This is a genomic window from Mesorhizobium sp. LNHC209A00 (assembly GCF_000502915.1).
Classification (GTDB): domain Bacteria; phylum Pseudomonadota; class Alphaproteobacteria; order Rhizobiales; family Rhizobiaceae; genus Mesorhizobium.
In genome coordinates this window covers 100996-126861 of the sequence record NZ_AYWT01000001.1, presented here as the reverse complement: position 1 = coordinate 126861, position 25866 = coordinate 100996, and the positions used below count along the sequence as shown (strand labels likewise).

The 25866-nt window shown below is 61.4% G+C and carries 23 protein-coding genes and 2 tRNA genes; 15 read left to right on the top strand and 10 right to left on the bottom strand.

The features are described from left to right. Positions 1 to 29: 29 nt before the first annotated feature. Positions 30 to 105 (top strand) — tRNA-Cys (locus X739_RS165135). A gap of 64 nt (positions 106 to 169) precedes the next feature. On the opposite strand, the gene X739_RS165140 is transcribed toward X739_RS165135, so the two are convergent. Next, positions 170 to 1309, bottom strand: a complete 1140-nt coding sequence (locus X739_RS165140; RefSeq protein WP_023769993.1) for a hypothetical protein — start codon at positions 1307 to 1309, stop codon at positions 170 to 172. A gap of 465 nt (positions 1310 to 1774) precedes the next feature. Beyond that, a complete protein-coding gene (locus tag X739_RS165145; protein WP_023791552.1) occupies positions 1775 to 2020 on the bottom strand; it encodes a hypothetical protein in 246 nt (81 codons plus the stop codon). A 2136-nt stretch (positions 2021 to 4156) separates the two neighbouring features. Between X739_RS165145 and X739_RS1000000169880 the strand changes: the two genes are divergently transcribed. After that, a complete protein-coding gene (locus tag X739_RS1000000169880) occupies positions 4157 to 4477 on the top strand; it encodes a hypothetical protein (protein WP_023791529.1) in 321 nt (106 codons plus the stop codon). A gap of 1028 nt (positions 4478 to 5505) precedes the next feature. Here X739_RS1000000169880 and X739_RS165155 read toward each other — a convergent pair. From X739_RS165155 to phaC, 3 genes are all read right to left on the bottom strand, one after another. Next, positions 5506 to 5580: transfer RNA gene (locus tag X739_RS165155), tRNA-Glu, on the bottom strand. Between the two features lie 240 nt (positions 5581 to 5820). Then, positions 5821 to 7062 (bottom strand): YcbK family protein, encoded by a 1242-nt coding sequence (locus tag X739_RS165160; protein ID WP_023791526.1) that lies wholly within the window; start codon positions 7060 to 7062, stop codon positions 5821 to 5823. Positions 7063 to 7277: 215 nt separating this feature from the next. Beyond that, positions 7278 to 9113, bottom strand: coding sequence for a class I poly(R)-hydroxyalkanoic acid synthase (phaC, locus tag X739_RS165165; protein ID WP_023791521.1), 1836 nt, complete (start codon positions 9111 to 9113; stop codon positions 7278 to 7280). Between the two features lie 98 nt (positions 9114 to 9211). Between phaC and X739_RS01000000165690 the strand changes: the two genes are divergently transcribed. The 8 genes from X739_RS01000000165690 (at position 9212) to recJ (ending at position 16321) form a co-directional block, all read left to right on the top strand. Next, positions 9212 to 9604: a hypothetical protein gene (locus X739_RS01000000165690; protein WP_023783207.1), complete on the top strand. Its 393-nt coding sequence runs from the start codon at positions 9212 to 9214 to the stop codon at positions 9602 to 9604. A 44-nt stretch (positions 9605 to 9648) separates the two neighbouring features. After that, positions 9649 to 10866, top strand: a complete 1218-nt coding sequence (locus tag X739_RS165170; protein ID WP_023770001.1) for an LL-diaminopimelate aminotransferase — start codon at positions 9649 to 9651, stop codon at positions 10864 to 10866. 36 nt (positions 10867 to 10902) lie between these two features. After that, complete coding sequence (locus tag X739_RS165175; protein WP_023791516.1) at positions 10903 to 12216, top strand: homoserine dehydrogenase; 1314 nt, start codon at positions 10903 to 10905, stop codon at positions 12214 to 12216. A gap of 129 nt (positions 12217 to 12345) precedes the next feature. Then, complete coding sequence (locus tag X739_RS165180) at positions 12346 to 12702, top strand: hypothetical protein (protein ID WP_023770003.1); 357 nt, start codon at positions 12346 to 12348, stop codon at positions 12700 to 12702. 69 nt (positions 12703 to 12771) lie between these two features. Beyond that, a complete protein-coding gene (locus tag X739_RS1000000167485; protein WP_023770004.1) occupies positions 12772 to 12939 on the top strand; it encodes a Thivi_2564 family membrane protein in 168 nt (55 codons plus the stop codon). Positions 12940 to 13141: 202 nt separating this feature from the next. Further along, entirely contained in the window at positions 13142 to 14125 is a 984-nt protein-coding gene (gene glpX / locus X739_RS165185; protein ID WP_023783209.1) for a class II fructose-bisphosphatase, read from the top strand. Between the two features lie 96 nt (positions 14126 to 14221). Next, positions 14222 to 14446: a DUF6434 domain-containing protein gene (locus X739_RS165190; protein WP_023770006.1), complete on the top strand. Its 225-nt coding sequence runs from the start codon at positions 14222 to 14224 to the stop codon at positions 14444 to 14446. A gap of 93 nt (positions 14447 to 14539) precedes the next feature. Then, positions 14540 to 16321 carry a single-stranded-DNA-specific exonuclease RecJ gene (gene recJ / locus X739_RS165195; protein ID WP_023791511.1) on the top strand — a complete coding sequence of 594 codons (1782 nt, stop codon included), beginning with the start codon at positions 14540 to 14542 and terminating at the stop codon, positions 16319 to 16321. Between the two features lie 24 nt (positions 16322 to 16345). On the opposite strand, the gene X739_RS165200 is transcribed toward recJ, so the two are convergent. The 4 genes from X739_RS165200 to folE form a co-directional block, all read right to left on the bottom strand. Beyond that, a complete protein-coding gene (locus tag X739_RS165200) occupies positions 16346 to 16903 on the bottom strand; it encodes a dihydrofolate reductase family protein (protein WP_023791508.1) in 558 nt (185 codons plus the stop codon). A gap of 87 nt (positions 16904 to 16990) precedes the next feature. Next, the gene (locus tag X739_RS165205) at positions 16991 to 17962 is read right to left on the bottom strand and encodes a patatin family protein (protein WP_015317575.1); all 972 of its coding nucleotides are present in this window, start codon (positions 17960 to 17962) and stop codon (positions 16991 to 16993) included. 83 nt (positions 17963 to 18045) lie between these two features. Beyond that, the gene (hisI, locus tag X739_RS165210) at positions 18046 to 18507 is read right to left on the bottom strand and encodes a phosphoribosyl-AMP cyclohydrolase (protein WP_023791504.1); all 462 of its coding nucleotides are present in this window, start codon (positions 18505 to 18507) and stop codon (positions 18046 to 18048) included. 42 nt (positions 18508 to 18549) lie between these two features. Further along, positions 18550 to 19185: a GTP cyclohydrolase I FolE gene (gene folE, locus X739_RS165215; protein WP_023770010.1), complete on the bottom strand. Its 636-nt coding sequence runs from the start codon at positions 19183 to 19185 to the stop codon at positions 18550 to 18552. Between the two features lie 240 nt (positions 19186 to 19425). Here folE and X739_RS165220 point away from each other — a divergent pair, with 240 nt between their 5' ends. Then, positions 19426 to 19872: an iron-sulfur cluster assembly scaffold protein gene (locus X739_RS165220; protein ID WP_023770011.1), complete on the top strand. Its 447-nt coding sequence runs from the start codon at positions 19426 to 19428 to the stop codon at positions 19870 to 19872. A 279-nt stretch (positions 19873 to 20151) separates the two neighbouring features. On the opposite strand, the gene X739_RS165225 is transcribed toward X739_RS165220, so the two are convergent. Beyond that, entirely contained in the window at positions 20152 to 21069 is a 918-nt protein-coding gene (locus X739_RS165225; RefSeq protein WP_023791499.1) for a LysR substrate-binding domain-containing protein, read from the bottom strand. 322 nt (positions 21070 to 21391) lie between these two features. Between X739_RS165225 and yidD the strand changes: the two genes are divergently transcribed. The 4 genes from yidD (at position 21392) to X739_RS165245 (ending at position 25865) form a co-directional block, all read left to right on the top strand. Then, positions 21392 to 21766, top strand: coding sequence for a membrane protein insertion efficiency factor YidD (gene yidD / locus X739_RS165230; RefSeq protein ID WP_023791496.1), 375 nt, complete (start codon positions 21392 to 21394; stop codon positions 21764 to 21766). Positions 21767 to 21903: 137 nt separating this feature from the next. Beyond that, complete coding sequence (blaOXA, locus tag X739_RS165235; RefSeq protein ID WP_023791493.1) at positions 21904 to 22722, top strand: class D beta-lactamase; 819 nt, start codon at positions 21904 to 21906, stop codon at positions 22720 to 22722. A gap of 142 nt (positions 22723 to 22864) precedes the next feature. Then, complete coding sequence (gene thrS, locus X739_RS165240; protein WP_023791490.1) at positions 22865 to 24841, top strand: threonine--tRNA ligase; 1977 nt, start codon at positions 22865 to 22867, stop codon at positions 24839 to 24841. A gap of 85 nt (positions 24842 to 24926) precedes the next feature. Continuing rightward, positions 24927 to 25865, top strand: a complete 939-nt coding sequence (locus X739_RS165245) for a GNAT family N-acetyltransferase (protein ID WP_023783217.1) — start codon at positions 24927 to 24929, stop codon at positions 25863 to 25865. Position 25866: the final 1 nt, after the last annotated feature.

Below are 25866 nucleotides of genomic sequence, written 5' to 3'. Positions count from 1 at the left end.
AAACGTCTGCCCTTTACGAAAGCACGTATGGCCTCGTGGCGGAGCGGCTACGCTAGAGACTGCAAATCTCGGAAGCCTCGGTTCGATTCCGAGGCGAGGCCTCCAAATTCCGATGCGGCTGGTTCCATTCCGCATTACGCCAAGCGGTTCCGCTTGGGTGCAAAAAGCTCTAACGGAACAGATATCTCGACACCTCGGGGTTGCCGCGGCGCCACATCACGTTATCGAGGAAGTAGTGGTGTACGTTGATGAAAATCAACACGATAAAGAAGAACAGCGACGATCCAAGGACCTCCCGGTCATAGGGGACAATGGCAGTCAGCGCGGTCGGAATCAGCCAGAAACCCAGACCGCCGAGGAGGAGGCCAGCACTGATGAACTCCAGGAGCCGCACTCTGTAGGCCGGACCAAGGATCGACAGGATTCTGGATTGCGGAATTTTTTCGGCATCGCGCTCATCACGCTCGACATTGCTCTGGTAGCGCCAGACCACCGCCAAGTACTGCAAGGAATGGAGCGCCGGCACCACGAGCAGCCAGAGCGGATTTATCCTTACGATCAGAATCCAAAGATAAAGCGACGCGCTGTAGGCGATGATGCCGTTATATGGCAGGCTGCCGCCATTCCTGGTCCAGCGATTGATCAGCATCACAACGGTGGCAGCCGTGGAAGCGGCCGCGGCCGAGAGTGCAATCGCATTGAGCCATGCAGGAGTGGCAAACGTATAATATTCCAGCCCCAGATATTTTCCCTGGCTGACCGCCGTGTTCGTCTGAAGCCATGCGAACAGCCAAACGGCATAGCTGTTGACCAGCAGGATTTTCTTGTCCGGATCGGTGAAGAACCGGCGCTTCAGAACGGCATCAACCATCAACATGCCGTAGCCTTGCTTGACGTAATGCCAACCCACGAAAAAGAACATCGCGTTGGTTGCGTTCCCCAAGAGCCGGGCGTTAGCCGTTATCGAGCCATAAGCGAAAAATGCGCCCATGAGCAGGGGAACGACGATGCCGGCGAAGATGTAGCGGATCTGCAGGTTCCTGTCGTATCCGTCGCCGCGTAGCTTCCGCCCAAAATTGCGGTAGAAGAGTTGGTAGGAGTGGGCGAAGTGCGGATAGTTGATCAGATAAGCCAGGAAAAGCATCGTCGCCGCAACGAGCCCTTCGTATCTCAGCGGCACGAAATACAGCACCGGCAAAATCAGGAATGCGCTGCCGCCAAGCATCAGAAAGTCCGTGAGCGGACCAAAGAGATATTTTGGAGGCGTTGCCGCAGGAGCGCGTGTATCCGCCGAAAGGTGAACTGCCATATGAGCGCTCCCTTACGGTCCATTTAACCACCGGCCCGTTTGCTCGACAAGATCGAGAATCCGAACGGTCACCGCAACGGGCTTGAGCATCGGCCGCAACGGACGCCGTGATCCTCAAATTGTCGATGCGGTGCCGCCTTGCCAAATCTGCCGGGCACTCGCTGTGTAGAATCGGGAAGGAGAGATCGAGGCCTGAAAAAAGTCTGGTACGCCCAAGAATCAGTCCGCGCTGTTGTTCGCGATTGTCCATATTAAACAAAGATGTTGAGGAAATTGCTCCCGCCATTGTGCGCCGACGTACAGGGGCGGTTCGGGCCAGCGGACTGAAGGGCACGAATGCTGTGATAGGTGCCTTGAAAGGCCTGAAGACGGAGGCGTCAAGGGCCGATATCGCGCGGACTTTGACCAGCAACAACAGCGCGGTGCGCGCTTCTGACGGCCAATGCCGGCTCTCGGCTACAGACTTCAGAGATCGATAATGTTGCGCGTGCGCTGCTGCTCACGTGGGGTCAGCGCCACTGATTTGCGATGATCGTACCAGAGCGCCATAAGGACGATGACGATTGTTAGGCATATGCCAACGGCCAACCCCTGCAAGAATTTTGGGTCCAACCTGTGCAGATACCAGCCCAGCCAGTCATGCAGTACGGCCATCAGGCAGATCGTGATGACCGCTGCGATTAGCTGAAGGATCGTGGCCCTGTTGGTCATCATATCCGGCCCGATTACAGACGGGTGAGCACCAGTGTGAAGAAAACCTATCAGAAACCAGCGCTGATCAAGCGAGAGAAGCTTGCGTCAATCTCGGCTCAGATCGTCCCTGTATCCGGCCCGAGCGACGTCTGACCCATTTAGTGCAGCAATCAAGCGCGCTGGCTCCGGCTGGCGGGCTTTTGCAATTGTACGGTGCGGAACAATCGGCATTAACATTTGTTGGGGCGCTTATGGAAAAGGCCGATCCTCCAGAACCGATCCCGGACAGCATTCTCTTGGCCGCTGCAAGGTTGCAGGCGGCTCTCGAAAAGCGATCCAGCACCGGTTCAAGTGGAAGTGAAGGCCGACGCAGTGCCTGAGAGCTACCGTGCGGCCAGGCGACCTTACAGGTCCGCCGTGCGCCCACAAGCCAGAATGGTCGTCACGCCGTCAATGTGATCGCTCGGGGCTATCTGCCTCCAAAAGGCGTACGGTGCCCTGGTCGCCCCCGAGATTTCCGGCATCGGACCGTTTGGAAGACAATCATGCGTCCCCCCTATCAGGGTAGATGAGGCATGGACCCCGTCAAAGAGTACCTTCCTGACATCGTTCGCGACCAGGAGACCGCCTTGTCCATTCAAGGCGAGCGGCTGCTCGTGAGCTCATTCGAAAACCTGAAATCCGCGCAGGCCGCCCTTCGGCGGCTGGATAAGCATTGGGCAAACTGGGCATGCTCGGCAGCGCCACTGTGTCGATCCAGCACACGCCGCTGTGGCATTCGTCTTGCAACGCCATTTTGTCGTGGGAGAAGACAGAATGGCTCTATCCAATCAGCTGCTCGACAAAAACCTGACCTTTCAGTGTCCGGGCTGCAAAACCCCACTGGTCAGGAAAGGCTCCTGGATCAAGTCGGTAACGACGTTCACCTGTAAGCGATGCGGTCAAAGGGTACGGCTGTCTTACAGCGAAAAGCTTGAGATTTTCAGGTTGGGTACCGGTCCGCGCGACACCGGGACCTAACCTCCTGTACTCTGTTATTTCCGCCTTGGAAATTCGATCACCTTCGCCTCAGGCTCCGGCTCCAGCGGTTCATGACCAGCCCGGTCATCCCAGAAGACTTGGCGCAGATCGCGTTGGTCGACCCGCTGGCCACATCTAGGGCAGTTATAGAAGTGAAGATGCTCCTCAATATGCTGCCCTCCATGCAGTTTGCCGGGAATCGGAGGGCCAAGGTCAGATAGCTTCATCATGCGGGCTGCAACATCCGACCATGCCAAATGTTCCGGAACTATTTTAGCTCGAACTAATTGAATCGCGGTTGGGTAACAATCGGGAGGGCGTGAGTGTTGGAGTATCGAGTTGATATTATGGCCGGCGGGTCGGTTGTGTCTTCGCAGGTCGTGATGGCCCAGGTGCCATTCAAGGCGGCAGAATTACACGTCGGCCAGCGGGTCACATTGAGGCACCAGGAGGAAGACTGGCTGCGTGTCACCGAAATAAGGGGCGGGAAGCGAACCTACGCTTACGTTTGCCGGAAAAGGGCGGCGTGAGCACGGCTGCTCCGCAGGCCACATCATCATCCTAGCTGCAGGAAACACAGCGGTAGAAACCAGGAACTCACGTCGGTTTAGTCTTTTCGAGGGTCGCTTGCCATTCGGCATCGCTGCGGTAGTCCGGGGAAGTAGGTGTGAATTTCTCGCATCGGCAGTTTCAGATGGGTGTCCCGGTAAGCGCGCCGGTGCTGATGATTGAAGAACGTGATGTGGCGGAAAAGTCACGCAACTTTGAAATGCGGGGATTCAACCTGCGAGCGCTTATTGTCCAGCTAAGCGAGGCGTACCGTCACCATCGGGCAAAGGGGATGCCCCCTGACCGCGACGCGGTTCATACCTCCCCAACTAGCGCCCGGTGCGGAAAACGTGGTTTGGGCGCTTTTCTTATCCAGGCAGGGCTGCTCAGCCTAGCGCTCAAGCGCCCAGCCTGGTGCGCAGGGCGGCTTTCTTGCGATGTGTCCTTATATTAGCAAGCAACGATATATTAAGGACTGTGACGCACCCTTCCACATAATGAGGACGGGAAAGCATCTCCCTCATCGACGTTACAACGCGCGCGCACCTGGAGCGCCGCTCGACCAATGCGGAGCGGAGCAAACGCATGAGTGTCGTCAGAGCAACTCTCGAACGATTGCTGCAGTTGATTCATCGCCGAGCCCTTAAAATAGCGGCGTTGCCGGAGGATGAAAGGGATTCACACTACGACCTCCTCCGCCTGTCATGTTGCGCAGCCGCCGAGCACATCGGGCAAAGTCCTGACGAGGCAGCCATCACGGCAAACAATATGGTTCAGTTTGTTCGCGCACTGGTTGGAATCATTGAGGTTGTAAGCGAAGGATCGGACCAAGAGCGAAGCTCCGATCGGCCGCCGGCGCCGACGCGACATTTTGGTAGCCGGGAGAATAGCACCACGCGCATCTAGGGATTGCGATGCAAGTCGGCCGCCAGGGACCATGGCCGGTGTTCTTCACATGCGTTCCTAACTATGTTGGGTATGGATATGCGCGGCGGAACGTCTGAGCCGGTGCCGCTGCCTCACGGTGGTGGGCTTTGCGTGTGGCGCAAGGAACGAGTCGGCCAGCGGTAGCGTTATTGTCCATCAAACCGATGGAGGTAACCGTGAGGAAGCTGATATTCGCATCCGTTCTTGCGCTTGCCACTACTGCCGCTGTCTCCTCGCCGACCCAGGCGCAATTTCTCTTCTCACCTTTTGGCGGCCCCTTTGGCGGCTATTATGGCGGTGGGCTCGGAGGATTCCCGTTCCCCCACCGTTACGTCGGGCCTTACTATGGCGACCCGTATTACGAGGGACCATACCGGCCCTACTACAGATACCACCACAGGTATTATCCCAGATATTTCTACCACCACAGGCACCACCATAGGCACCACCACAGGCACTATTACCGCCACAGGTATTGAGATTGGCCCGGCGGCTTTGGCTTCCGGGCCTAAATTCCGTCTATACGTCATCCCAAGGGCCGATTGTCTCTGACGACATCGCCTTTACTAGGCATTTGGGACCCAATTCACGAAGCGGGTCGAGTTAACCGCGTAGCCGCACCGCCTGGACGTGCTCTCTTCACCTACATAAATTGCAAAAACTCGCGGCACTTGATCCATAGTGGCAGTGGGGCGCCCGAGCAGCAGGCCCCAGCAATTTCGCTGGCCTTATAAAAAGAAGTGCCGACGCAGCTCCTGAAACTCGGGTTGGGTGAATAGGGCAATTTCCGCCTTATATATCCGCGAAAGTAAACCGCGGACCGATTGAAGTCAGGCCCATCCTTCGCAATCTCGCACGAATCACGGGCGTTGTTACTCACTTCAATGGGCATCAGGGACCGATTGCTCCGCGCTTGCAATTTGGCTTCGAAGCAGCTTTTTCAAGGGGGAAATTGGCCAGAACTTGGACGGAAACCAAGCTCACTCGAGCTAAGCCGTTGAAAGATCTGGTACGCCCAAGGGGAATCGAACCCCTGTTACCGCCGTGAAAGGGCGGTGTCCTAACCGCTAGACGATGGGCGCGCTCAGACGAAGCGGCTTATACTGGCGTTGCGCGCAACCGGCAACCCGTTAGGTGCCGCCTTGGACAACTTTTTTCCAGCCTGCCAAATCGGCGTTTTCGCGAGGGCGGAAGAGCTTGCGATTTGCGGTGACGTCAGCTCCGGCATCCTCGGGTGTTCGCGACGGAGCTTCGCTCCTGCTCTGCCGGCGGATGACGAAGTCGGCGACTCCGCCGACAGCCTCCAGCCCGCCAAATCGCTGCTAGCCGTCGTCACCGCCGCTGCGCCGGCGGCAGCGCCAGTTCCAGTCGCGCTCGGGGCCGACGTCGACGTGAACCGATTCGGTGTGGCAGTAGGTGCCGACGCCGCCGCGGCCGGGCATGGTCCTGATGTAGCTCGCAAGCTCCCATTTGGAGACGCCGGGCACCTGGATGTCGGCGGCGGCGCAATACATGTGCAGCGAGTTCTTGGCGCCATTGGCGCGACGATTGCGGGCCGGATCGCGATAGCCCGAGGTCACCATCATCTTGCGGCCATAATGGCCTTCGATCGTCTTCAGCACGCGTACAAGGGACGGCTTCAGGCAGGCGACGTCGACGCTCTCATTCTGCTTCAGAAGCCCGTTGGGCGCGAGCCGAGCCATGCCGGCGGCGGACGCAACCTGATAGGAGCCGCCGGAGCCTTCGTCCTCGTTGAGGTCGACGTCGCTTTCATCGTCGAGGCCGGATTTGCGCTTTATCTCGAACAGGGCTGTCTGGCGCACGCCGGGCAAGGCGTCGCTGCCGGTGATGTGACCGGTATCGCCGCCGAGTGAAGCCAGTTGCAGTGGCTTCTGCGTGGAATCAGCAGAGGCCAAAGTGATGATCGGTTTTGCCGCGGCAGCAGCGGGCTTGGGCTGCACGGCGGGCTGTTCGCCCGATCGAGTGTTGACCAGCGGAGCAGGTGTCGCCGAAGCCGGGGTGGCGCCAAACATGGAGGCCAGGAAGCCTTTTTTCTTGGGCGTGTCAGCTTGCGGTGCCTCGCCGGCGGTCACGTACACCGGGTTGTTCATCACCGGTGCCGCGGTTGGCGCCGTCGCGGCGGCACCGGCGGCGGCGATCTTCTGGGCGACCGCGTCGGTCCGCTGCGCCGTCTCTACTGGCTGCTGCAAGGACTGCGGCGTCTGTCCCGCGATCGTCTCCGCGCCGGCCGGTATGGTGAGCGGGAAAGTGGGCCCCGGCTTGGCCATCGGTACGTAAGCAACCGTTTCGGGAAGTGCCGTATCGCTTTCGCTCACGACGGTCGTCTGCTCTGTCGCCACCTGTGACGACGAATCGGCGGCGAGAGGCTTGCCCGCGGAGGCGGCGTGAAGGTCCGATGCGGAAGCATTGTAGCCGGGCATTCCAACCGACAGTGTCGGGTCACCAGCCGATGTGCAGGAGGCCAGAAGCATGGAGCAGAGCGCTGCCACAATGGCGCGGCGTTCTCCCTTTGCGAGGCTCCATCCTGCTGATTTCAAAGTCAAATTCCCCCTCGATGTCCGATCGGTATTTCCGTGGCGCCGACTGGTATGTCCGCGTCATGGTGACCTTTGTCTCCGATCCGGAAACGAGACCTGTGTCAAATCAGCAAGCCTTTAGGTATTTTTGCAGCGATTGCCGAATTGCGGCTGCTTGATGGTTGACGACACCATTTCGCCCGCTTTTGCGGGGGCGTCAACTCACCAGACATTACAGTCCGTTACACACGGACCTTGACATAGGTACCGGGAGCATCGCCCAAGGTTTTCATATGCTTGCCGGGTTTGCGGGCAGGCACACGGATGTTGTCCTTGGTCTCTATCCAGCCTTGCCAGTGCGGCCACCAGGATCCCGGATGGTCGGTGGCGGAGGCTATCCACTGGTCGAAGTCGCCCTTCGGCGGACCGCCGGTCCAGTACTGATATTTGTTGGATGCGGGCGGATTGACGACGCCCGCGATATGCCCCGATCCCGCCACCACGTACTCGACCGGGCCGCCGAAATATTTCGAGCCAATGAAGACGGACAGAGCCGGCGCGATGTGATCTTCCCGGGAGGCGAGATTGTAGACCGGAATGGTGACATCGCCGAGCGAGACCGTGTGGCCCGCCAGTTCCATCGTGCCGCGCGAGAGGTTGTTCTCGAGATAGCAGTTGCGCAGGTAGAAGGAGTGGTTGGCCGCCGCCATGCGGGTCGAATCGGCGTTCCAGTAGAGCAGGTCGAAGGGCAGGGGGTCCTTGCCGCGCATGTAGTTGTTGACAACATAGGGCCAAATCAGGTCGCCCGATCGCAGCATGTTGAAGGCGGTCGCCATCTTTGTGCCGTCGAGATAGCCCTTTTCGTTCATCGACTTTTCCACCGCCGCGACCTGTTCCTCGTCGACGAACACTTTCAGATCGCCGGCATGGGTGAAGTCGACCTGCGTGGTGAAGAAGGTCGCCGACTTGATGCGGTCGTCGCCTTCCCCAGCCATCAGCGCCAAAGCCGCCGCCAGCAGCGTGCCGCCGACGCAGTAGCCTATGGCATTGACGTCGCGCTCGCCGGTGGCCTTCTCGATCGTGTCGAGGCCGTATTGCAGGCCTTCCCTGATATAGGCTTCCCAGTTCTTCGCGCCGTGGCGTTCGTCCGGATTGATCCAGGAGATGACGAAAACGGTATGGCCTTGCTCGATCGCCCAGCGGATGAAGGATTTCTGCGGGTTGAGGTCGAGTATGTAGAACTTATTGATCCAAGGCGGGCAGATCAGCAGCGGGCGCTTCAGCACCGTCTCGGTCGCCGCATCATATTGGATGATCTCGGCGACATCGCTGCGACCGACCACCTTGCCGGGCGTGGTAGCGATGTTCCTGCCGATCTCGAAGGGTGAATAGTCGGCCTGACGCAGTTTGAGGTCGCCCTTGCCGGCGGCGATGTCCTCGGCCAGCATCTTCATTCCGCGCACCAGGTTTTCGCCGTTGGAGGCGACGGTTTCGCGAAACAGTTCGGGATTGGTCAGGATGAAATTGGACGGCGAGATGGCGTTGGATACCTGCTTGACGTAGAAACTCGCCTTGTGGCGGGTATGCTCGTCCAGGCCTTCGGCATGGTCGACCAGTTCGGACGCCCAGCGCGAGGTGACGAGATAGGCCTGTTTCAAGAAGTCGAAGAAGGCGTTGCGGCCCCATTCCGGGTCCTGGAACCGCTTGTCGCCGCGCTCCGGCTTGACGGCATCGTCGGCGCGCTCGGCATTGGGGCTGACGCGCTGGATGGCATTCGCCCAAACCGTCATGTAGCCGGCGAACAGCCGCGTCTGCGCTTCAAGCGCCCGCTGCGGATCGGCGAGCCAGTATTCGCTGAGCTTGGAGAAGGTCTTGACCATGTCGACGACAGGCTCGGCGACTTGGTCGCGCACCTCACCTTTTTCGCGCGGTTCGGCCCATGCGGAAGCCGCCTTCCCAGCCTGCTCGATCATCCGAGCCATGTTCAGCGCGAAGCGTTCCGGGTCTTTCACCAGATATTGCTCGACCGTCGAAGGTCCGCCATCTTCCGCTTTGCCCGAATCGGGTGTTTTGGACATGGTTCGCGGGGTTCCTCCGGAAGCGTTTTCTTGACATATTAACATGGGACATCCGACAGGGTCCAATCTCGCTCTACCCCGGCTGCCAAGGAAACAATATGACGATTAAGTTTGGCGAGACTGTTTTTTTCTGTGCCGGCCACTTTTGCCGCATCAGCGCGGCCCTCACGCTCCTGGCCGTTGCCGGATGCTCGAGCACGAATACCGGCGGTCCGGTGCCGATGGCCACCGACGCGGGCCCGAAGGATACCGGCACCTTTCCGAACCTGAACATTCCGCCGCAGGTGGCGGCGAAACAATTCACCGAGGCCGAGAAGAATGCCAAGCTCGCCCAGTTGAAGGCCGATGCGAACAGGCAAGGCGCCAAGGGCGGTGGCGAGGCCGTCACCAACCAGGCGGCGCTGACCGATCTCGCCAAGAAGCATGGTCCGCAGACCCTGAAGCAGATCGAAGGCAAATGCGACCCCGCCCTCGACCCTACCTGCAAATGAGTATATAGCGCGCGCCCAACGCTCCCTTGCTGTCTGGAACTGCCATGGAAGAATTTCACAAGGTCCGCCGGCTTCCGCCTTACGTGTTCGAGCAGGTCAACCGGCTCAAGGCGAGCGCCCGTTCGCGGGGCGCCGACATCGTCGACCTCGGCATGGGCAATCCGGACCTGCCGACGCCCAAGGCCATCGTCGACAAATTGTGCGAGGTCGTGCGCGATCCGCGCACGCACCGCTATTCCTCGTCGCGCGGCATTCCCGGTTTGCGCCGCGCCCAGGCAAACTACTATGCCCGCCGCTTCGGCGTGAAGCTCAACCCCGACACCCAGGTGGTGGCCACGCTAGGCTCGAAGGAAGGCTTCGCCAACATGGCGCAGGCGATCACCGCGCCCGGTGACGTGATCCTGTGCCCCAACCCGACCTATCCGATCCATGCCTTCGGCTTCATCATGTCGGGCGGGGTCATCCGCTCGCTGCAAGTCGAGCCCGATGACGGCTTCATTCCGGCGCTCGAGCGCGGCGTCCGCCATTCGATCCCGAAGCCGCTGGCCCTGATCCTCAACTATCCATCGAACCCGACGGCGCTGGTCGCCTCGCTCGATTTCTACAAGGACGTTGTGGCCTTCGCAAAGAAGAACGACATCATAATCCTGTCCGACCTTGCCTATTCGGAAATCTACTTCGACGGCAATCCGCCGCCTTCCGTGCTGCAGGTGCCGGGCGCCATCGACGTCTGCGTCGAGTTCACCTCAATGTCGAAGACCTTCTCAATGCCCGGCTGGCGCATGGGCTTCGCCGTCGGAAACGAACGGCTGATCTCGGCGCTGACACGGGTCAAATCCTATCTCGACTACGGTGCCTTCACGCCGATCCAGGTGGCGGCGGCGCACGCGCTCAATGGCGACGGCGCCGATATCGCCGAGGTGCGTGACATCTATCACAAACGCCGCGACGTGATGGTCGAAGCGTTCGGCCGCGCGGGATGGACCATACCGGCCCCCGCGGCCTCGATGTTCGCCTGGGCGCCGATCCCGGAGCCGTTCCGTCATCTGGGCTCGCTCGAATTCTCCAAGCTGCTCATCGAGCACGCCGATGTGGCGGTGGCGCCCGGTGTCGGCTTCGGCGAGCATGGCGACGATTTCGTGCGCGTAGCGCTGGTCGAGAACGAACACCGGATCCGCCAGGCGGCGCGCAACATCAAGCGCTTCCTCTCGGCCAGCGCCAAGCAGCCCAACAATGTGGTGCCGCTGTCCGCCCACCGGTAATACAAATTCGATCTGATTTGAGGGGCGTCGCCTTCCATGGCTGAAGCACTGCGTGTTGGAATTGCCGGACTTGGCACGGTCGGTGCATCGGTGGCGCGCGTGTTGCGCGACAAGGCGGCGGAACTGACCCGCCAATGCGGGCGCGACATTATCGTGTCGGCGATTTCGGCGCGCGACCGGAAACGCGACCGCGGCATCGATTTGAGCTCCGCGAATTGGTTCGACGATCCGGTCAAAATGGCGCAGACCGCCGAGATCGATGTGTTCGTCGAGCTGGTCGGCGGCGATGAGGGGCCGGCGCGCGCCTCGGTGAAGGCCGCGCTCGAAGCCGGCCGCCATGTCGTCACCGCCAACAAGGCACTGCTTGCCAAGCATGGCGTGGCGCTTGCCGAAATCGCCGAGAAGAAGGGCGTGCTGCTCAACTACGAGGCCGCGGTGGCAGGTGGCATCCCGGTCATCAAGACGATGCGCGAGGCGATGGCCGGCAATTCCGTCACCCGCGTCTTCGGCATCCTCAACGGGACCTGCAACTATATCCTGACCCGCATGGAGGCCGAGGGCGTCTCCTTCGACGTCGTGCTGAAGGACGCGCAGCGGCTGGGCTATGCCGAAGCCGACCCAACCTTCGACATCGAGGGCCATGACACCGCGCACAAGCTGTCGATCCTGACTAGCCTTGCCTTCGGCACCAAGATCGCCGCCAACGACATCTACATGGAAGGCATTTCCAACATTACCCAGGCCGACATCCGTGCCGCCGGCGATCTCGGCTACCGGATCAAGCTGCTCGGCGTCGCCCAGCGCACCGAAAGCGGCATCGAGCAGCGTGTGCATCCGACCATGGTGCCGACTGCTTCGGTCATCGCTCAGGTTCATGGTGTCACCAACGCAGTGGCGATCGAGACCGATATTCTGGGCGAGTTGCTGCTCTCGGGCCCCGGCGCCGGCGGCAATGCCACCGCCTCGGCGGTCATCGGCGATATCGCCGACATCGCCAAGAGCCGGCCCGGCTTCCAGCATGGTCCCGTCTTCGGCCGTCCGGCGAAGGAACTGAGACCGTATAAGAAGGCGCAGATGCGCAGCCATGCCGGCGGCTACTTCATCCGGCTGACCGTACATGACCGAATCGGCGTGTTCGCGGCGATCGCCAAGCGCATGGCCGACAACGATATTTCGCTGGAATCGATCGTCCAGCATGCGGTCAGCGGCGAGGCGGCGGCGCAGAAGACGGTAATTCTCGTCACCCACGAGACCACCGAGGCCGCCGTGCGCAAAGCTGTCGACGGCATCACCAAGGACGGCCATCTGACCGACAAGCCACAGGTCATCCGCATCGAGCGGGCAGGGTAGCAGGCAGCCTCGTTGCCGTGGGCAAAACCCCCGGCGGCGTGTCTTGGTTGGGTGAGGGCATCCCACTGCCGCCCGGAACGAATTGGCGTCGGTACCGTTCTCTTGGTCAGCAACCAAGGGAGCCGCTTCATGGCCGATACCAACAAATCCGACGCCCCTGACATCGGCGACATCCAGAAGACACTGGAAAAGCAGATCGCCGACCTGCGCAAGGAGATCACCAAGATCAACAAGAGCATTTCGCAGCGCAGCGCGGAGATGCTCGATGATGCCAGTGAGCAAGCATCGGATTTCTACGATACAGCCGCTTCCCGCGCCTCGCGGACAGCGCGGCAGTTGCGCAGCCGGGCCCAATCCGTTTCGGAAGTCGCGCGTGAAAATCCGGGCGCGACCACAGCCGTGCTTGGCGTGATCGGCCTACTCGGCTTTCTGGCCGGGATTGCCGTCGGCCAATCGATGAACGACACGTCGCGTCGCTGGTACTGATCGTGCTTGTGCCGAGCCGGCCTTGCTGGCTCGTTTCTCCGTTTCAGGCAATCATTCAAGGAGGGCACCATGGGTTTGTCCGTGCTGATCGGCATCCTGATTACATTTCTCGTCATCATTCTCGTTCTCTACCTGGTGCAGCGGCTGCCGCTTGATGCCAGGATGAGGCAGATCGTGCAGGTCATCGTCATCATCATCGGCATTATTTCGCTGCTCAAATACCTCGCGGTTTTCTAGGACCGCGAAGCACGGCAATTTCTGTTCTGTGCCGGCCCGGTTCATCTCAAACCGGGCCGGCATTGTTTTCAAAGATTCGGTTCAATCGATTGTTATTGCTAAGCTTTCGATTAACCACCCGGCAGGTCTTGCCGTTGTCATGGTCGTTTGACAAAACAAGCACGCCTCTGGCGGGAGGCGGCATCAAACGAGGATTTGCCGAATGAATGTGGCCCAGAACATCGTCGCCGGCCTTGACCGGATACTCACCATGGAACTGGTGCGCGTCACCGAACGGGCCGCGGTCGCGGCCGCCAGGTTGCGGGGCCGCGGCGACGAAAAGGCTGCCGACCAGGTCGCCGTCGATGCCATGCGCGAGGAGCTCAACCGCCTCGCCATCAAGGGCACGGTGGTGATCGGCGAGGGCGAGCGGGACGAGGCGCCGATGCTCTATATCGGCGAGGAGGTCGGGACCGGCAAAGGGCCTGCGGTCGATATCGCGCTTGATCCGCTCGAAGGCACGACGATCTGCGCCAAGAACCTGCCGAACGCGCTCGCCGTGATCGCGATCGCCGAGAAGGGCAGCCTGCTGTTCGCGCCCGACGTCTACATGGACAAGATCGCGGTCGGTCCGGGTTATCCAGAAGGGGTCATCGATATCGACGCCTCGCCGGCCGAAAACGTCGCCAGCCTCGCGCGAGCGAAGGGCGTTGCTGTGGCCGACATCACGGCCTGCATTCTCGACCGTCCGCGCCACGCCAAGCTGATTGATGCCGTGCGGGCCACGGGCGCCGCGATCCGGCTGATCGGCGACGGCGACGTCGCCGGCGTCATCCACACCACGGACGCGGAAGAAACCGGCATCGATATCTATCTCGGCACCGGCGGCGCGCCGGAAGGTGTGCTGGCCGCCGCGGCGTTGCGCTGCACCGGCGGCCAGATGCAAGGCAGGCTGATCCTCGATACGCCGGAAAAGGTCGCACGTGCCGCAAAGATGGGCATTTCCAATCCGAAGCGGATCTATCAAGCGGAAGACATGGCGCGCGGCGACGTGCTGTTCGCGGCCACCGGTGTCACCGATGGCAATATGCTGGCCGGCGTCAAGTTTGGCCGCACATACATCACCACCCACACGATCGTGCTGCGATCGTCATCGCGGACCGTGCGCGAGATCAAGGCCAGGCACCAGGATCTGGATAAGTTCTAGGTTCCATCCTGTTGTCGGCCTTAGTGCTTGCGAACGTGCATCGCAGTCGTTAGCCCTGTGGCTGCATCGGATGATGCTGGCCGCAGGGATTTGACGATGAAGCCGTTCGACTGGCACGCGGATACGATCTCGCGCGCCACCGCCATCACGAAATTCTACCGCAACACCCAGAATGTGCGCCGCTTTTTCACCCGTGAATGCGGTAATGCTTTCAGGTTCGACCGACCGTTTATGGCCTGGCTCAAGGACGGTGCGGAGAAGACGATGGGAGATGCGGCAGACGAATGGCTTCGGCGCCAAGCTGAAAGGCGGAAAGCGTAATTTCTTGAACTTCTCCCGCACGGCGCGTCACCGCGAACTTGGCTTTGGCGGCCTTTGGCTTATCCTGCCGCCAACCATGAGTTGGCAAAGCGCATGATGGGCGAAAGGCGCCTTTTCCTCGATGTCAGGCAGTCGGCAACCGGTCTCTCCTGGGAGCACCGGCTGACCGAACGGCAGGACATGATCGCGCTTGCCATCGCACAGGGTCATGGCGTGCCCGACATCGTCGCGCGCGTTCTTGCCGGACGCGGCGTGGCCGTCGAGGAGACGGAGCGGTTTCTGGACCCGACGATCCGCGACCTGTTGCCGAACCCGGCCTCGCTGACCGACATGGACAAGGCCGCCATCCGCATCGCCGCCGCCGTCATGGCGCGGGAGAAAATTGCGATCTTCGGCGATTACGACGTCGATGGCGCGGCCTCGTCGGCCTTGCTGAAGCGGTTTCTCACGCATTTCTCGGTGCCGTCGGAAATCTATATCCCGGATCGTATTTTCGAGGGCTACGGTCCCAATCCCGATGCCATGCGCGAACTGGTATCTCGCGGCGCGACGCTGATCGTCACAGTCGATTGCGGCACCAACAGCGCCATTTCGATCGACGCGGCCAATGCCGCCGGTGCCGATGTCGTGGTGCTCGACCACCACCAGGTCGGCGGCGTCTTGCCCGCGGCAATTGCCGTCGTCAATCCAAACCGCGACGACGACCTTTCCGGACAGGGCCATCTCTGTGCCGCCGGTGTCGTGTTCCTCGCCTTGGTACAGACTGCAAAGGTGCTGCGTGGCCTGAGCGATGTCACGCCGCCCGACCTGCTTTCCCTGCTCGATCTCGTGGCGCTTGCCACCGTCTGCGACGTGGTGCCGCTCACGGGCGTCAATCGCGCCTTCGTTGTCAAGGGTTTGCAGGTGGCGCGACAGCAGAAGAATGAAGGAATGGCCGCGCTGGCAAGGGTGTCACGCGTTGGCGAGCCGATCAGCACCTTCCATCTCGCCTACCTGATCGGTCCGCGCATCAATGCGGGCGGGCGCATCGGCGATGCAGCACTCGGCAGCCGGCTGCTTGCAACTGACGATCCGGTCGAGGCGCAGACCATCGCCGAGACGCTCGACCGGCTGAACCAGGAGCGGCAGCTGATGGAGCAGGAGATGCTCGCCGCCGCGCGCGCCGAGGCCGATGCCGAACTCGCGGGCGGCAGCGGCCCTGCGATCGTCGTCACCGCCAGCAACAGTTGGCACCCCGGCATCGTGGGCCTGCTTGCCTCACGGCTGAAGGATCACGCACGGCGGCCGGCATTCGCTATCGCTTTCAACGCCAACGGCACCGGCACGGGCTCCGGTCGTTCCGTGTCGGGTTTCGACCTTGGCCGGCTGGTGCGCGAAGCTGCCAATGCCGGGCTCATCGTCAAGGGCGGCGGCCATGGCATGGCTGCCGGCATCACCGTCGAGCGGGCAAGACTGGGTGAGCTCAGGGCCTTCTTCGAGGAGCGGGCGGCCGCCGACGTTTTCAGATTGCAGGATGAGGAAAGCCTGGCGATAGACGGCGCGCTTGCCGCCGAAGGCGCGACGCTCGGCCTGCTCGATGCCCTGGAAAAGGCGGGCCCCTTCGGGGCCGGGCATGTCGCGCCGGTTTTCGCGCTGCCACGCCATCGGCTGGCCGATATCAGGCCGGTCGGCACCAGCCACATTCGCGCCGATTTACAGTCGGAGAGCGGCGGCCGCATCCAGGCGATCGCCTTTCGCGCCGTCGATACAGTGCTCGGCGAGTTCCTGTTCAAGAACCGCGGCAAGACGGTGCATGTCGCCGGCTCGCTGTCGGGCAATTACTGGAACGGCAACCGTACGGTGCAGTTTCGCATCATCGATGCCGCGCGGGCGTAGGCGCGTGCCGGAAACCCGGGCAATTCAGCCGGCCGGCGCATAACGCAACAGCGTCACGCCCTGGGGGAGACTTTGGGTGCCGACCGGGGTCAGCGCAAGCGACAGGCCGGATTGAAAATACGGTTTGCCGCCACCCAGCACCACGGGATGCATGTAGAGCCGGTATTCGTCGATGAGGCCGGCTCGTGCCAGAGAGGCGGCAAGATCGGCGCCGCCAATCATGACGAGGCCGTTGGTCCGCGCCTTGAGAGATCGTACCGCATCCTGCGCATCGCCATCCACCAGCCGGGCATTGAGCCCGACTTGCCGAAGCGTGGTCGAGAAGACGATCTTCGGCGTTTCGCGCCATGCATGGGCAAAATCCCGCTCGACCTGGGTGGCGCCGGTCTCGCGTTCAGGGCTGTCCCAGAAGCGCATGGTTCCGTACATGCGCCGTCCGGCGAGCACGGCGGAGGCCTGTCTCATCATGTCGTTGAAATGCTGGTGCAGTTCCGCCTCGGGCACCGGCAAGCCGATGTCATCGTTCGATCGGGCGATATAGCCGTCCAACGACGTCAGCATGGAATAGACAATCCTGGCCATCGGCACCTCCGCCTCGATCGACGCAGATCATCATAACCAATTGCGTTTTGCAATCAGTTCGTCCTGAGGCCAAATACAGGAAACGGTCTAGGCGAGAACCGTCTGCAGCCGCGTCAGTTCGCCGATCTGCGCCATCGTCGCTTGGTAGCCGAGCTGGATCGCCTCATCGGCCCGGTGAAATTCGGTGAGACCGATATGGCTGAGCTTGGGTTGCAGCGACATGTCGGGCGGATCGCCAGCAAGTCTCGCCCGCGAAATACGGTCCTGGATGATGTTGAAGGCTTCGACCATCACGCCGGTGATGCCCAGACGCGTCTGGTGCGATTGGTGTTGAGCGTCGACCTGGCCGGGCCTTGGCGCATCCTTTTCGATAACCAGCTCGCCGGCGCTGTGCTTGATCACGGCGGCGCGGCCGAACAGGTCGTAGTGGAGGTTGACCGCCACGACGAGCGGCTGCTCGTAGGCGCGGCAGACCGAAACGGGCACCGGGTTGACCAGCGCTCCGTCGACCAGCACGCGGCCGTTGCAATCGACAGGCTCGAACACGCCAGGCAGCGCGTAGGACGCGCGCATGGCGGTGATCAGCGAACCGCTCGACAGCCAGATCTCGTGGCCGGTACGGATTTCCGATGCGACGCAGACAAATGGCTTGGGCAGATCGTCGAAGCGGATGCCGGCCACGTGCTCGCGCAGGCGCGCGTCCAGCTTCATGCCGCCGAAGAGGCCGCTGCCGCGCAGGTTGAGATCGAGCAGGCCGAAGATGCGTCGTCTGGTGAGGCTGCGGGCGAACTCTTCCAGCTCATCCAGTTTGCCGGCGAGGTAACAGCCTCCGACCAGGGCGCCGATCGAGGTGCCGGCGATCATCGAGACTTCGATGCCGGCTTCATCGAGCGCGCGCAGTACGCCGATATGAGCCCAGCCTCTGGCGCAACCGCCACCGAGCGCGAGCGAAATGCCTGTTTTCTTGGGGGAGGTTGTTTCGGACGCGCCGCCTGCCGAGGACAGGCCATTGGCCTCCCTGACATCTGGTCTGTTACGCAATGACGCCCATTCGAGCATCATGATCTCCCTTGTCCCAGGCTAGTATACTGACGGGCTGTATCGAAATGATGAATCTATGTGGTCGGTCTCAGGCAGAAGGTTCAAATTGATGGCTTTCGATACGTGTTTTCCGCATCGAACAGCGGCTTGCTGCCGTCGTCGGCAAGCGTCCCCTTGCCGTCGATCAGCCCCACCGTCCGATAAAAGCATGAACGCCGGCCGGTGTGACAGGTTGCGTCGTGGCCCAACACTTTCACGCGAAGCCACACCGCATCCTGGTCACAATCCGTGAGCATCTCGACGACATGTTGGAAATTGCCCGAGGTTTCGCCCTTCTTCCAGAGCGTGGTGCGCGAGCGCGACCAGTAGTGGGCAATGCCTGTTTCAAGCGTCAGAGCCAGCGCCTGTGCATTCATGTGAGCGACCATCAGCAGCATGCCGTCGGCGGCATCGGTCACGACGACGGTGACAAGACCGGCGGGATCGAAGCGCGGCGAAAACACCGCGCCTTCCTCCAGGGCCTTCTTGTCCGAGGGAGCTTCCGGAAATTCCAGTGCCGACATTGCCGGTCTATCTTCCTGTTGACCGCGACGTCGGCAAGGGGCTTACGCCCTGCCGCCGCGCACCATGGTGACAAAGCGAACCTGCTCTTCAGGCGTATCCTTGAAGACGCCTGTGAAGGTGGAGGTCAGCGTGGTGGAACCTTGCTTGCGGATGCCGCGCATGGCCATGCACATGTGCTCGGCCTCGATCATGACGGCGACGCCGCGCGGGTTGAGGACGTCCTGGATTACGCCGGCAATCTGGGCGGTCAGGGCTTCCTGCGTCTGCAGCCGATGGGCAAATATATCGACGACGCGCGCGATCTTGGACAGGCCGACGACCTTGCCGTCGGGCAGATAGCCGACATGCGCCTTGCCGATGATCGGCACCATGTGATGTTCGCAATGCGAATGGAACTGGATGTCCTTGACGATGACCAGGTCATCGTAGCCGGCGACCTCCTCGAAAGTACGGCCAAGCTCCTCGGCAGGGCACATGTCGTAGCCGCCGAACATCTCGCGATAGGCCTTGGCCACGCGCTTGGGCGTGTCGATCAAACCCTCGCGATCCGGATTGTCGCCGGTCCAGCGCAGCAAGGTGCGCACGGCGGCCTCGACTTCGGCCTCGCTCGGGCGGTCGGTGACCGGCTTTTCCATGTAGGCGGACTGGGGCATGAGTTTCTTGATGACGGCATCCATAAAAGGCGTCTCCCGTAGTTCCTCTCAGAGGAGGAACGAGTTGAACGGACCACGACCTTTCGGTGTCGGAAACTCGCCCCGTTTCCAGCCCCGTAAGCGGCGTGAACTTCCCGGCAAGGACAGTGGCGTTCGCCGCCTTGTCGATACCGGACTGCCAGCATTATATATGGTCGTGCCGAGCGAATGAAAGACGCAGCAACGGCAATCGCTGTTCGCTTGGCGGCGATGGATTGGAAAATAATGATCAACGACGTCTACAACGCGAAAATTCTCGGTTTTGCCGGAAATATCGCCCGCATCGGCCGGCTCGATCATCCCGACGCGACCGCGAAGGCGCATTCCAAGCTGTGCGGGTCGACCGTTACCGTCGACCTCAAGATGGAGGACGGTGTGGTCACCGACTTCGCCCACGACGTGAAGGCCTGCGCGCTCGGCCAGGCATCGTCCTCGATCATGGCGCAACATGTAGTCGGCGCCAGTGCCGAGGAATTGCGCGCGGTGCGCCAGACCATGCTGAAGATGCTGAAGGAGAACGGCGCGCCGCCGGAAGGCCGCTTCGCCGACCTCGGCTATCTGGAGCCGGTGCGCGACTACAAGGCGCGCCATGCGTCGACCATGCTGACCTTCGACGCCGTGGTCGACGCCATCGGCCAGATCGAGAAGAAGCGCGCCGGCGAAGCGGCCTGAAGTGGGCTTCGACCTTACGACGAGCGGGTCCCGCCAGAGCGGTCGTTCATGCCATAGCCTGGTTGCCGAAGCCGCCATTCGGGCGATCACGCGTTGCGCGCCGTTTCCCGAACCTGGCATACCGGGGCGCCCGGTATGATTTGTGACGCGACATCGTCGTCACATTCAATCCAGCAGTCGACCCGGCGGCGGGAGATCCGTCCATGGATATCAACGACCTCGATAAGCTTTTCGGAAAATACAAGAAGGTAACGTATCCGGGTTCGTCCAGCGCACGGCTCAGGCCGGAGCTTTCAGCGTTCGCCTGCTTTCGATGAATTCGCTTCTTAGCCAGTTGGCGAAGGCCGCTGCCGGTTCCGAGAGACCGTGCAAACTCCTGGCCACCAGCCAATAGGCCCCGGATGCGACATCGATGTCGAACGGTTTGACCAGTGCCCCGGTCTCCAATTCTTCTCCAATCTGCAGGAGATCGCCCAGCGCCACGCCGTGGCCGAGCAGCGCGGCCTGCTTGGAGAGTGAGGCGTCCGCAAGCATCGGCCCGCGCGTGGGCATGGCGTTGGCAGGTACGCCCGCCGCTTCGAACCAGCGCGCCCAACCCTGGCGATTTTCCTCGTGCAATAGCGTGAAGCGAGCAAGATCGGCCGGCTTCTCGAGGGCTGGGCCCGATGAAAGCAGCGCCGGCGACAGAACTGGCGAATCGACTGTCGAGGCCAGCCGCTCGGCTTCGCTGCGGGGCCATGACGTCGCGTTCGAGCTGAAACGTAAGGCAAGTTCGGGTTGGTCGCTGCGGAACTCGATCAGCCTTGGGTCCACTTCGAGGGAGACGTCGATATCGGGCCGCAACTGGCGAAACCGGTTGAGCCGGGGCACCAGCCAGACGGCTGCAATCGACGGCTCGACGCTGACACGAACCACGGCCTGCGCGGGGACCGCGACCAGTTCCGAGAGCAGTTTGTCGATATCGTCGAAACTTCCGACCAGTTGAGCAAGCAGCCGACGGCCTGCGTCCGTCAGTTCGACGCGGCGATGGTGCCGGTCGAAAAGCGGTTGGCACAGGAAGGTTTCGAGTTCGCGGATCTGCCGGCTGATCGCCGCCTGGGAGACGAAAAGCTCCTCGGCGGCCTTGCTGAAGCTCAAATGCCGCCCCGCCGCCTCGAAGCTCCTCAAAGCCGTAAGGGGCAAGCGTCCACGCTTCATTTCGCATAACCCAGGATTATCCGAAATGGAAATTATACTCGTTTGAAGGGGAGCGCCAGCGGCAGTCTAATCTCGTCAAAGGAGATGCCGCCATGATTCAGTTGCTGGAGATCCTTGGCGACGTCATACGGATCGCTACGTTCCAATGGCGCGACGAAAGACGCGCTACAAGGCATCACGAAGAGTGGTCTCATCCTGGCCAGTGGGCGCCGCCAGCCAGCCGGCGGCCATTTCGCCGTTCCCGCCCGTGACCGCACGGCGATCGGGATTGCGTTCTCCAGTGCAAGCGCACATCTATCAGCTGGAAAACGCGGAGATCGCAGTGGGCGACCAGCACAGGCATGCGCATACTGCCGGAGCGTCGAGGCGCGGCCGCAACTGGCCCGGCCCCTGGCGCAAGACGCCTGGGCGCTTGCTCGGCACCTCGCTCGTGCGGCTTTACCAATTGACGCTGTCCGGCTTTGTCGGCAATTCCTGCCGTCATCTGCCGACCTGTTCGGAATACGCGCATGAGGCGATCGCCCGCCATGGCCTTTGGGCCGGCGGCTGGATGGGGTTGTTCCGCGTGCTGCGCTGCGGTCCGTTCGGCACGCACGGCGTTGATCTCGTGCCGCAGGCGCTTCCATCCCACTACGTCTGGTTCATGCCATGGCGGTACTGGCGGATCGGCCGCAAGCGCGGCGAAGCGCAGGGCTAAGTGGCTGGTCACGCCGCGCTGTTTACGCTCCGGTAGGGTTAACGGAAGCCTGCACAACAACTGCGCATTTGAGACAAAATCGAGACAAGAGACCTCGCTAAGCCCGCTCGCGAACCCCCTTCTGGAGCGAGCAGAAAATGCGCAATGTCGATCGTCTTCCCTTTATCATGGCTGGTGTCCTGTTCCTGCTCGCCTGGCTGCTGGGATTTCCGATGCGCGCGCAGTCCGAGCCGCTCGCGGATGTGCAATGCACGCTGATCGCCGATGCTGTAACCGGCAAGACGCTTTACCAGGACGGTACATGCGACCAGCGCTTCAGCCCAGCCTCCACGTTCAAGGTGCCGCTTTCGCTGATCGGTTACGACGCAGGCATCCTTGGCGATGAACATACCCCGGCATGGGACTACAAGCTCGAGTTCAACGCGGTGAAACGCGACCAGAAAACCGTCGATCCGACGATCTGGGAACGTGATTCCATCATCTGGTTCTCACGCGAAATCACCCGCAGGCTCGGAACTCAGAAATTTGCCGGCTACGTATCGAAGTTCAACTATGGCAATGGTGACGTTACCGGCAATCCTGGCAAGGATGACGGGCTCACCCATTCCTGGGTCAACTCCTCGCTTAAGATCACGCCAGTCGAACAGGTTGCCTTCCTGCGGCAACTGCTCGCCGGCACAATGCCGGTGTCTGCCAGGGCGCATGAAATGACACGCGCCATCATGCCGAACTTCAAGGCTGGCGACTGGGCCGTTCAGGGCAAGACCGGCACGACGAGGCTCGGCGCGGGCGGCAACGACAAGCGCTCGCTCGGATGGTTTGTCGGCTGGGCTGGGAAAGACGGCCGCCAGATCGTGTTCGCCCGGCTCGTCGTCGATACGAAGCGCACCGATATGCCGAAGGGGTTGGCGACACGGGCCGCGTTCCTGAAGGACCTGCCACGGCTGATTAAGTGAGCCGGGCTTTACGGCGGCGGCATCTGCTCATAAAAGACTGCCGCCGCCGGACGCATCCGGCACCCTGGCAGGTCGCAGCCCGAACCGCTGATGTCTGCATTTACCACCCGCGCTCGTTTGCGGGACTGGATAGGAGATACACATGCTGAATTCCGTTTCCCTGACATTTCCCGATGGCTCCGTGCGTGACTACGATGCCGCGATGACCGGTGCCGGCCTGGCCGAATCGATCTCCAAGTCGCTGGCCAAGAAGGCCGTGGCCTATGCCATCGATGGCACCGTGCGCGATCTCTCGGACCCGCTCGGCAAATCCGGCAAGGTCGAGATCATCACCCGCGAAGATCCGCGCGCGCTGGAACTGATCCGCCATGACACCGCGCATGTGCTGGCGGAAGCCGTTCAGGAGATATGGCCGGGAACGCAGGTCACCATCGGGCCGGTGATCGAGAACGGATTCTATTACGACTTTGCCCGCAACGAGCCGTTCACCCCGGACGATTTCCCGGTGATCGAGAAGAAGATGCGCGAGATCATCGCGCGCAACAAGCCGTTCACCAAGGAGGTCTGGTCGCGCGACAAGGCGAGACAAGTCTTCGCCGACAAGGGCGAGCGCTACAAGCTCGAACTGATCGATGCCATTCCCGAGGACCAGGATCTCAAGATCTATGCGCAGGGCGACTGGTTCGATCTCTGCCGCGGTCCTCACATGGCCTCGACCGGCCAGATCGGCAACGCCTTCAAGCTGATGAAGGTGGCTGGCGCCTATTGGCGCGGCGACTCGAACAACCCGATGCTGACGCGCATCTACGGCACGGCCTGGGCCGACCAGGCGCAGCTCGAAGCCTACCAGACGATGCTGGAGGAGGCCGAGAAGCGCGATCACCGCAAGCTCGGCCGCGAAATGGACCTTTTCCATTTCCAGGAAGAGGGGCCGGGCGTGGTCTTCTGGCACGCCAAGGGCTGGAAGATGTTCCAGAACCTGGTCAACTACATGCGGCGCCGGCTCGACGAGCAGGGCTACCAGGAGGTCAACGCCCCGCAGGTGCTCGACAAGAGCCTTTGGGAGACGTCGGGCCACTGGGGCTGGTACCGCGACGCCATGTTCAAGGTGACAGTCGCCGGCGATGAAACCGACGATGACCGCATCTTCGCGCTGAAGCCGATGAACTGCCCGGGCCACGTGCAGATTTTCAAGCACGGGCTGAAATCCTATCGTGACCTGCCCGTAAAGCTGGCGGAGTTCGGCAATGTGCATCGCTACGAGCCGTCGGGCGCGCTGCACGGGCTGATGCGCGTGCGCGGCTTCACGCAAGACGATGCGCATATCTTCTGCACCGAGGAGCAGCTGGCTTCCGAGTGCCTGCGCATCAATGACCTGATCTTGTCGACCTATGCCGATTTCGGTTTCGACGAAATCAGCGTCAAACTGTCGACACGGCCCGAAAAGCGCGTCGGCACGGACGAGGCCTGGGATCATGCCGAGGCGATCATGGGCGGCGTGCTGGAGACGATCCGGACAAGGTCCGGCAACCGCATCAAGACCTCGATCAATCCGGGCGAGGGCGCCTTCTACGGGCCGAAGTTCGAATATGTGCTGAAGGATGCCATCGGCCGCGAATGGCAATGCGGCACGACGCAGGTCGACTTCAACCTGCCGGAACGCTTCGGCGCCTTCTACATCGGCTCGGATTCGGAGAAGAAGCAGCCGGTCATGGTGCACCGCGCCATATGCGGTTCGATGGAGCGTTTTCTCGGCATCCTGATCGAGAATTATTCCGGCCATTTCCCGCTATGGTTCGCGCCGCTGCAAGTGGTGGTGGCGACGATCACGTCAGACGCCGACAGCTATGCGACCGAGGTGGTGGCGAAACTGAAGGCCGCCGGCCTGCTGGCGGAAGCCGACCTGCGCAACGAGAAGATCAACTACAAGGTCCGCGAGCACAGCCTGGCCAAGGTGCCCGTCATTCTGGTCTGTGGCAAACGCGAGGCGGAGGAGCAGACGGTCAACATCCGCCGCCTCGGTTCGCGCGACCAGGAATCGCTCGGCCTTGCCGAAGCAATCGAACGGCTGACCGAAGAAGCGATCACACCTGACCGCCGACGCAAGCGCGCGGCTTGAATCGGAGTGTTTTCGATCGAATGGCGGTGGAGCGATCCACCGCCATTTTCATATCCCTGTCATGGCAACGTTGTAACGAGCCCCTATGCTCAAGCTGAAATCGCGCGAACGACCGTTCCCAGAGCTTTCCTATGCCAATCCGCACCAGCCGGCGCTGGCGCGCTGGTTCATCCATTCGGTCGAAGGCCTGTCGGGCCGCGATCGCTTTGCCGCGCTTTATGATTTCTGGCGCCGCCAGGTGGTTCCGCCGGGCGAACGTGTGTTCAGCCGAATGCTGGACCTCATCGACGTGCGCGTGCAAAGCCCGGACCAATGGCCGCCGAAGGATCTGCCCAATACGCCGCTGGTGATCGTCGCCAACCACCCCTTCGGAATCGGCGACGGCATTGCCGTGCTCTCGCTGGCTGAGCAACTCGGCCGGCCCTTCCGCGTGATGATCCACAAGGACCTGCTCAGGATCCGCGAGATGGAGCCGTATTCGCTGCCGATCGACTTTTCCGAGACCAAGGACGCGGTGAAGAACAACATGGCCGTGCGGCATGAAGCAGTGCGGCTGCTCAGGGAAGGTGTCACGATCGTGGTGTTTCCGGCCGGCGGCGTCGCCACAGCGCCCAAGGGTTTTGGCCGCGCGCGTGACCTGCCGTGGAAGATGTTTCCCGCCCGTCTCGTCCAGGAGGCCAAGGCATCGGTCATCCCGATGCATTTCTCCGGCCAGAACGGCAGGCTTTTCCATCTGGTCAGTGGGCCGATGAACATGGCCGAGCGCGACGGGCGTGTGGCCAAATTCGTCGGCAAGGCCTCGTTGACCTTGCGCACCTCGCTGCTCATTCGTGAATTCGCGCGGCTGTCCGGCAGGGCGATCGACGTGCGTGTCGGCAATGTGCTGAGCTGGAACGAACTGGAGCCGTTGCGCGACCGCAAAACGTTGCTCGACCGTCTCTATCGCGGTGTATTCGATCTGGCGCCGAGCCTGCCGCGCCGTCGCATTCCGTTCCTCCCGGCACGAACCAAGTTGGCTGCCTGAA

Excerpts from the sequence above, each read along its gene's own strand:
- X739_RS165140 (WP_023769993.1), bottom strand. The coding sequence starts at position 1,309 with ATGGCAGTTCACCTTTCGGCGGATACACGCGCTCCTGCGGCAACGCCT.
- X739_RS165145 (WP_023791552.1), bottom strand. The coding sequence starts at position 2,020 with ATGACCAACAGGGCCACGATCCTTCAGCTAATCGCAGCGGTCATCACG.
- X739_RS1000000169880 (WP_023791529.1), top strand. The coding sequence starts at position 4,157 with ATGAGTGTCGTCAGAGCAACTCTCGAACGATTGCTGCAGTTGATTCAT.
- phaC (WP_023791521.1), bottom strand. The coding sequence starts at position 9,113 with ATGTCCAAAACACCCGATTCGGGCAAAGCGGAAGATGGCGGACCTTCG.
- X739_RS01000000165690 (WP_023783207.1), top strand. The coding sequence starts at position 9,212 with ATGACGATTAAGTTTGGCGAGACTGTTTTTTTCTGTGCCGGCCACTTT.
- X739_RS165170 (WP_023770001.1), top strand. The coding sequence starts at position 9,649 with ATGGAAGAATTTCACAAGGTCCGCCGGCTTCCGCCTTACGTGTTCGAG.
- X739_RS165175 (WP_023791516.1), top strand. The coding sequence starts at position 10,903 with ATGGCTGAAGCACTGCGTGTTGGAATTGCCGGACTTGGCACGGTCGGT.
- X739_RS165180 (WP_023770003.1), top strand. The coding sequence starts at position 12,346 with ATGGCCGATACCAACAAATCCGACGCCCCTGACATCGGCGACATCCAG.
- X739_RS1000000167485 (WP_023770004.1), top strand. The coding sequence starts at position 12,772 with ATGGGTTTGTCCGTGCTGATCGGCATCCTGATTACATTTCTCGTCATC.
- glpX (WP_023783209.1), top strand. The coding sequence starts at position 13,142 with ATGAATGTGGCCCAGAACATCGTCGCCGGCCTTGACCGGATACTCACC.
- X739_RS165190 (WP_023770006.1), top strand. The coding sequence starts at position 14,222 with ATGAAGCCGTTCGACTGGCACGCGGATACGATCTCGCGCGCCACCGCC.
- recJ (WP_023791511.1), top strand. The coding sequence starts at position 14,540 with ATGATGGGCGAAAGGCGCCTTTTCCTCGATGTCAGGCAGTCGGCAACC.
- X739_RS165200 (WP_023791508.1), bottom strand. The coding sequence starts at position 16,903 with ATGGCCAGGATTGTCTATTCCATGCTGACGTCGTTGGACGGCTATATC.
- X739_RS165205 (WP_015317575.1), bottom strand. The coding sequence starts at position 17,962 with ATGCTCGAATGGGCGTCATTGCGTAACAGACCAGATGTCAGGGAGGCC.
- hisI (WP_023791504.1), bottom strand. The coding sequence starts at position 18,507 with ATGTCGGCACTGGAATTTCCGGAAGCTCCCTCGGACAAGAAGGCCCTG.
- folE (WP_023770010.1), bottom strand. The coding sequence starts at position 19,185 with ATGGATGCCGTCATCAAGAAACTCATGCCCCAGTCCGCCTACATGGAA.
- X739_RS165220 (WP_023770011.1), top strand. The coding sequence starts at position 19,426 with ATGATCAACGACGTCTACAACGCGAAAATTCTCGGTTTTGCCGGAAAT.
- X739_RS165225 (WP_023791499.1), bottom strand. The coding sequence starts at position 21,069 with ATGAAGCGTGGACGCTTGCCCCTTACGGCTTTGAGGAGCTTCGAGGCG.
- blaOXA (WP_023791493.1), top strand. The coding sequence starts at position 21,904 with ATGCGCAATGTCGATCGTCTTCCCTTTATCATGGCTGGTGTCCTGTTC.
- thrS (WP_023791490.1), top strand. The coding sequence starts at position 22,865 with ATGCTGAATTCCGTTTCCCTGACATTTCCCGATGGCTCCGTGCGTGAC.
- X739_RS165245 (WP_023783217.1), top strand. The coding sequence starts at position 24,927 with ATGCTCAAGCTGAAATCGCGCGAACGACCGTTCCCAGAGCTTTCCTAT.